Raw genomic sequence first — 5998 nt, forward strand, 5'->3', positions numbered from 1 at the left:
CTAACCAAGGCGAGATCGTCTCGCCAAGTGGGAGGAAACAAATGGCACGATGGAATTCCATCGCCCGTGGCGCGGCATTCGCCGCCGTCGCGACCCTGTCCCTAGCCGCATGTTCGAGCGGTACGTCCGACGAGGGCTCGAGCACTGAGCCCACCGGCGACGCCATGACGGGCGAAGCTCTCGCCATCGGCTCGCTGCTGCCCATCACGGGCTCGCTCGCGTTCCTCGGCCCGCCCGAGATCGCGGGTGTCGACCTTGCTGTCAACGAGATCAACGAGGCCGGCGGCATCAACGGCATGGATGTCACCGTCCAGCACGAGGACTCGTCCGACACGGCGAACCCGCAGATCACGTCGGACTCCGTGACCAAGCTCCTCGGTGGCGGCGTCTCCGTCGTCGTGGGCGCGGCCTCGTCCTCCGTGACGTTGAACGCGATCGACGACATCACCAACGCGGGCGTGGTGCAGATCTCGCCCGCCAACACCGCGACGAGCCTCTCGGGCTACTCGCCGTTCTACTTCCGCACCGCCCCGCCGGACACGGTCCAGGGCAACGCCATGGGAAACCTGCTGCTCGACGACGGCTACACCAACGTCGGAATCCTCGTCTTCAACGACGACTACGGAACGTCGCTGCGTGACGTCATCAAGGAGACCCTTGTGGCCGCGGGTGGCGCGCTCACCTATGGTGAGGCGGGCCAGGAGTTCGACCCGGCGGCTTCCAGCTTCCAGTCGGACGTCCAGGCGATCCTCGCGACCAACCCCGAGGCGATCGTGCTGATCGCGTTCGACCAGACGTCGCTGATCATCCCTGAGCTTGTCGCGGCGGGCTTCGACACCTCGAAGCTCTACTTCGTGGATGGCAACCTTGCCGACCGCTCGGACGAGCTCGACCCCGGAGCCCTCACCGGAGCCAAGGGCACGCTGCCGGGTGCTTCGCCAGCCGACGACTTCCGTGCGCGCCTCGACGAGGCCTACGGCGAGGCGCTCTCGGAGTACGCCTACGGCGCCGAGTCGTACGACGCGGTCATGCTGGCGGCCCTCGCTGCCGTCAAGGGTGGTGCGACCGACGGTCAGACCATCGCCGACAACCTGGCGGCAGTGTCCGGCGCAACCGGTGGCACCGAGTGCACCGGCTTCGCGGCCTGCGTCGAGCTTCTCGACGCCGGCGAGGAGATCCACTACATGGCGATCTCTGGTGTTGGTCCATTCAATGCGGACAACGACCCGTCGAGCGCCTACATCGGTGTCTACCAGTACGGTGAGGACAACACCTACTCGCTGTTGGACACGGTCTACGGTGAGGTTCCCGAGGCCTGATCCAGGCTCCTGAGGAACGCGCTGTTCGAAGGGCCCCCGGCTCCGGCCGGGGGCCCTTTAGCACGCCCGCCCGCGCGTCGTTCCGACCGGGATGGCGGACGTGGCGGGCCGGTGCGACTCGGAGGAGTACCCGCGCGGCGGCGCGGAGACGACGAAGGGCCGGCCCGCCGTGACGGACCGGCCCCAAGGCCGATGTGATGCCTCCTACGCGCCCAGCGTGCCCAGGTACAACTCGATGACCTTCGGGTCCTTGAGCAGCTCCTGGCCGGTCGCGGTGTACGCCGAGGTGCCCTGGTCGAGCACATAGCCGCGGTCGCAGATCTGCAGGCAGCGACGCGCATTCTGCTCCACCATGATCACGGTGACGCCCGTGCGGTTGATGTCTCGAGTGCGAACGAACGTCTCATCCTGGCGCACGGGGGACAGGCCGGCACTGGGCTCGTCGAGCAGCAGCACCTGCGGGTCCATCATCAGTGCCCGCGCCATGGCCACCATCTGGCGCTCGCCTCCGGACAGCGAGCCGGCACGCTGGTTCTTGCGCTCGACCAGCACGGGAAAGAGGTCGCCGATCTTCGTCATCTGCTTCTTGAAGCTCTTGTGCGCCTGGTAGGCGCCCATCTCGAGGTTCTCCTCGATAGTGAGGGACGGGAAGACGTTGTTGGTCTGCGGCACAAACCCGACGCCGCGCTTGACAAGCTGGTCGGCACGCAGGTTGGTGATGTCCTCGCCCGCGAGCGTGACGGATCCGTCGCGCACCGGCACCAGGCCGAAGAGCGCCTTGAGGAACGTCGACTTGCCGGCGCCGTTGGGGCCGATGATGCCGATGAGCTCGCCCTCGCGTACTTCCATCGAGCACCCGTTGAGAATGTTGATGCCGGGCAGGTAACCAGCGATGAGATCGTCCGCGTCGAGGATGACGGGGTGGTCGGTCATGCTTCTTCACGCTCCTCGAACAGGTCGGTGTCGTGATGGGATCCCAGGTATGCGTCCTGCACCGCCCGATTCGCCATCACGGTGTTGGCCGGGCCCTCGGCGATGATCTTGCCTTCGGCCATCACCACCACCCAGTCGGAGATGCGGCGCACCATGTGCATGTCGTGTTCCACGAACAGGACGGTCATTCCGTCCTCCTTGAGTTCTACGATGTGGTCGAGCAGCGACTCGGTGAGCGCCGGGTTCACGCCGGCCATCGGCTCGTCGAGCATGACCATCGTGGGCTTGGACATCAACGCGCGCGCCATCTCGAGCAGTTTGCGCTGCCCTCCCGACAGCGATCCCGCGTAGTCCTCCCGCTTCTCATACAGCTTGAAGCGGTGAAGCAGCTCGTGTGCCTGCTCCGAGATCTCCCGCTCGCGCGTGGCCCACAGGGGCGGCACGAAGGCGCGGACGAGGTTCTCGCCGGGCTGAGATTGTGCGCCCAGGCGCATGTTCTCCATCACCGTCATGCGGTTGAGCGCCTTGGTCAACTGGAAGGTTCGTACCATGCCCGCGCGGGCGACCTTGGCCGGGGACATGCCCCGCAGCGGCCGGCCCTCGAACGTGCCCTCGCCCTCCTGCGCGCTGTCGAAACCTGTGAGCAGGTTGAAGAATGTGGACTTGCCGGCTCCGTTGGGGCCGATCAGGGCGGTGATGGAGTTGCGCTCGACCTCGAAGTGCGCAACGTCGACCGCTGTGAGCCCGCCGAAGCGCCTCGTGACGCCGTCGGCGACCAAGATGGCATTGGGCTTGACGGCCCCGGGCTCGCGAGGGACTGAGGTGAATACGGTGTCAGCCATTGAACGCCAGCTCCTTCTTGTTGCCGAGCACGCCCTGCGGCCTGAACACCACCAGGAGCATCAGAGTCACGCCCACCAGTACGAGCGAGAATGGCTCCAGCTCGGTGGGGGCCAGGACGTCGGACGGGATCAGGGCGGACGCGACGCTCTTGACGAGCGTGAGGGCGGACCAGAACAGGATTGAGCCGAGCACCGGACCGAAGACCGTCGCCGCGCCGCCGAGCAACAGCAGCGTCCAGATCCAGAAGGTGGTGGGGCGGCCCATCGAGTCGGGCTGGACGGAGTTTCCGAGCGACCAGGTGATGCCGCCCAGCGCTCCGATCATGCCGCCGATCACCAGCGCCTGCATCTTGTACGAGTAGACGTTCTTGCCGAGCGAGCGGACCGCGTCCTCGTCTTCGCGGATGCCCTTGAGCACGCGGCCCCAGGGGGACGAGGCGAGGCGCCAGTAGATGGCCGCGAACAGGAAGACGAGCGACCAGGTCACCACGGTGAGCCACCAGGATGAGGATCGGGAACCGTGCAGCGAGAAGGGGCCGATCTCCACGATGCGGTCAGGGAACGGCGACAGGAGCTCGAACGGCTCCTTGAAGTCCTTGCCGCGAATCCCGCTGGAGGCGCCGGTCAGGTCCTTGAGGCTTTGGGATCGGCCCAGGAACCTCACCATCTCGGCAGCCGCGATGGTGACGATCGCCAGGTAATCGCCTCGCAGCTTCAATGTGGGCCAACCGAGCAGGAGCGCGAAGACGCCGGCGGCCACGAGTCCCGCGATCAGTGCCAGCCAGATGGGCCACCCGGCCTGCAGGGAGATCGCGAACCCGTACATGCCGAGCAGCATGAACCCGGCGTGACCCATGTTGAGCAGGCCCGTGAGGCCGAAGTGGAAGTTGAGGCCGATCGCGGCGAGCGCGAAGGCGGCGGTGGACGGCGCGATGGCCGTGCGCAGCACGTCGAAGAGGATGTCCATGTCAGCCGACCCTTTCCGACTTGCCGAGGATGCCCTGAGGGCGGAACAGCAGTACCACGATGAGGATCCCGAGCGCGGTTGCGAACTTGAGGTCGGGCGGCAGCCACACCGTCGAGACCTCCGCCACGATGCCGATGATGAGCGACCCAACGAGCGCGCCGTAGGGGTGTCCGAGGCCGCCGAGCGTGACGGCCGCGAACATCAACAGCAGCAGTTGGGTGCCGTCATCGAACCCGATGCCCTGCTGGTACAGCGCGAGCAGGATGCCGCCGAGCGCGGCCAGCCCGGCCGCCATGACCCAGACGATGCGGATGATCGAGTCGACCTTGATACCGGACGCCGAGGCCAGAGCGGGGTTGTCGGACACCGCGCGGGTCGCGCGGCCGAGGCGGGTGCGCTGGAGGAAGTAGGCGACCCCCAGCAGCGCAACGATCGCGATTGCCATCGACATCAGCGTCACGTTGCCCACGGAGATGGGTCCGTACTGGTTCCGGGGGTCGATCGACGTTGTGAGGCGCACGGGGCGGCCGCCGATCCACCACTGGATCAGGTTCACGAGCGCCAACGATAGGCCGATGCTGACGATCATCTGTTGCACCATCGCGACGCGGCGGCGGCGCAGTTGGCTCCAGATCACCTTGTCCTGGAGCCACCCGAACCCGGCCGAGATCGAGATTCCGATGAGGGCGGCGGGTATCAGCGGTAGGCCCACGGTGAACGAGAAGGGGAGAAGGGGCAGCGACACCGGCTGCTGCGTCGCGAGGAAGAAGGTGATCATCGCGCCGAACGTCACCATCTCGCCGTGGGCGAAGTTGCTGAGGCCGGTGGTGCCGTAGATCAGCGACAGCCCCACGGACGCGAGCGCCAGGAGCAGCCCGAAGACCACACCGTTGAAGAGGTTCTGCAGGAGGATGTTGCCTCCCGCAGCGGTGGTGGCCGCGGTGGTGGCGACCTCCGGGTCGGCAGAGGCGGCTTCTGCGCCGCCCCCCAATGTGACGACCGCGACGAATCCGATCGCCGCGATCACGAAGACGAGTGCCGCCTTGAGCAGCGTTCGTCGGTCCAGAGTCGCCAGCACGTGTGCCCCTCTCCTAGGTCCGGGTTGTTCGTCAACCTACCGCAGACATGTTTCGTTCATGTGGCCCCTGCTGGGCGAATCGCGCACGTGAGGCGGGCGTGGGACACGATCTGCCCTTCCTGGTTCTCGATGGTGATCGCGTACACCGCGATGGTGCGACCGCGGTGCAGGGGAGTGGCCGTGCCCGTCACGACTCCGGTCCGGGCGCTCCGCATGTGGGTGATGGACAGGTCGATGCCCACGGCGATGCCGTCGGGTGCGGCATGCGCCATCGCGGCGAGCGAGCCGAGCGACTCGGCGAGCACCGCGGAGGCGCCGCCGTGAAGCAGTCCATACGGCTGGGTGTTGCCGGCGACGGGCATCGTGCCCACGGCGATGTCGGCGGTCACCTCCATGATGGTGATGCCCATCCGGGCCATCAGCCCATCCTCCATGGGTGGATCCGGACGGGAGACCTCGGCGTCTGACATAGGGATAGGTTGGCATCTGTGAGCGAATCCACCAAGGGAACACTCCTGCTGGTCGACGGCCTCTCCATGGCGTTCCGCGCGTTCTTCGGCCTCCCGGTCGAGAACTTCGCCACGTCTACCGGGGTGCCGACCAACGCCGTCTACGGCTTCACCACCATGCTCGCGACGCTCCTTAAGGACCATCGACCTACGCACGTCGCGGTGGCCTTCGACCTGCCGGGCGGCACCTTTCGCACCGAGCGTCTGCCCTCGTACAAGGGCACGCGTGATGCGACGCCCCCGGAGTTCGAGCCTCAGGTGCCGTTGATCCGCGAGATGTTGGGCGCTCTCCGCGTCACGGCGGTCGACAAGCCTCGTTACGAGGCGGACGATCTGCTCGCCACGTACGC

The 5998-nt window shown here is 66.7% G+C and carries 7 protein-coding genes; 2 read left to right on the plus strand and 5 right to left on the minus strand.

Going from position 1 to position 5998, the window contains the following annotated elements:
* The first annotated feature begins 41 nt into the window (after window positions 1-41).
* On the plus strand, window positions 42-1319 hold the full coding sequence (locus Q0L54_RS02745) for an ABC transporter substrate-binding protein (RefSeq protein ID WP_296665335.1): 1278 nt from the start codon (window positions 42-44) through the stop codon (window positions 1317-1319).
* A gap of 204 nt (window positions 1320-1523) precedes the next feature.
* On the opposite strand, the gene Q0L54_RS02750 is transcribed toward Q0L54_RS02745, so the two are convergent.
* The 5 genes from Q0L54_RS02750 to Q0L54_RS02770 are packed head-to-tail and all read right to left on the minus strand — an operon-like array spanning window position 1524 to window position 5558.
* Window positions 1524-2252: an ABC transporter ATP-binding protein gene (locus Q0L54_RS02750; RefSeq protein ID WP_296665337.1), complete on the minus strand. Its 729-nt coding sequence runs from the start codon at window positions 2250-2252 to the stop codon at window positions 1524-1526.
* A complete protein-coding gene (locus tag Q0L54_RS02755; protein WP_296665339.1) occupies window positions 2249-3094 on the minus strand; it encodes an ABC transporter ATP-binding protein in 846 nt (281 codons plus the stop codon). The genes Q0L54_RS02750 and Q0L54_RS02755 overlap by 4 nt, the downstream gene beginning before the upstream one ends.
* Entirely contained in the window at window positions 3087-4061 is a 975-nt protein-coding gene (locus Q0L54_RS02760) for a branched-chain amino acid ABC transporter permease (RefSeq protein WP_296665340.1), read from the minus strand. The genes Q0L54_RS02755 and Q0L54_RS02760 overlap by 8 nt, the downstream gene beginning before the upstream one ends.
* 1 nt (window position 4062) lies before the next feature.
* Window positions 4063-5139, minus strand: coding sequence for a branched-chain amino acid ABC transporter permease (locus Q0L54_RS02765; RefSeq protein WP_296665342.1), 1077 nt, complete (start codon window positions 5137-5139; stop codon window positions 4063-4065).
* Between the two features lie 56 nt (window positions 5140-5195).
* On the minus strand, window positions 5196-5558 hold the full coding sequence (locus Q0L54_RS02770) for a PaaI family thioesterase (protein ID WP_366937924.1): 363 nt from the start codon (window positions 5556-5558) through the stop codon (window positions 5196-5198).
* 69 nt (window positions 5559-5627) lie between these two features.
* On the opposite strand from Q0L54_RS02770, the gene Q0L54_RS02775 reads away from it, so the two are divergent.
* On the plus strand, window positions 5628-5998 hold a 371-nt coding region (locus Q0L54_RS02775; protein WP_366937925.1), incomplete at its 3' end, for a PIN domain-containing protein.

The organism is Demequina sp. (genome assembly GCF_024642165.1).
GTDB lineage: Bacteria > Actinomycetota > Actinomycetes > Actinomycetales > Demequinaceae > Demequina.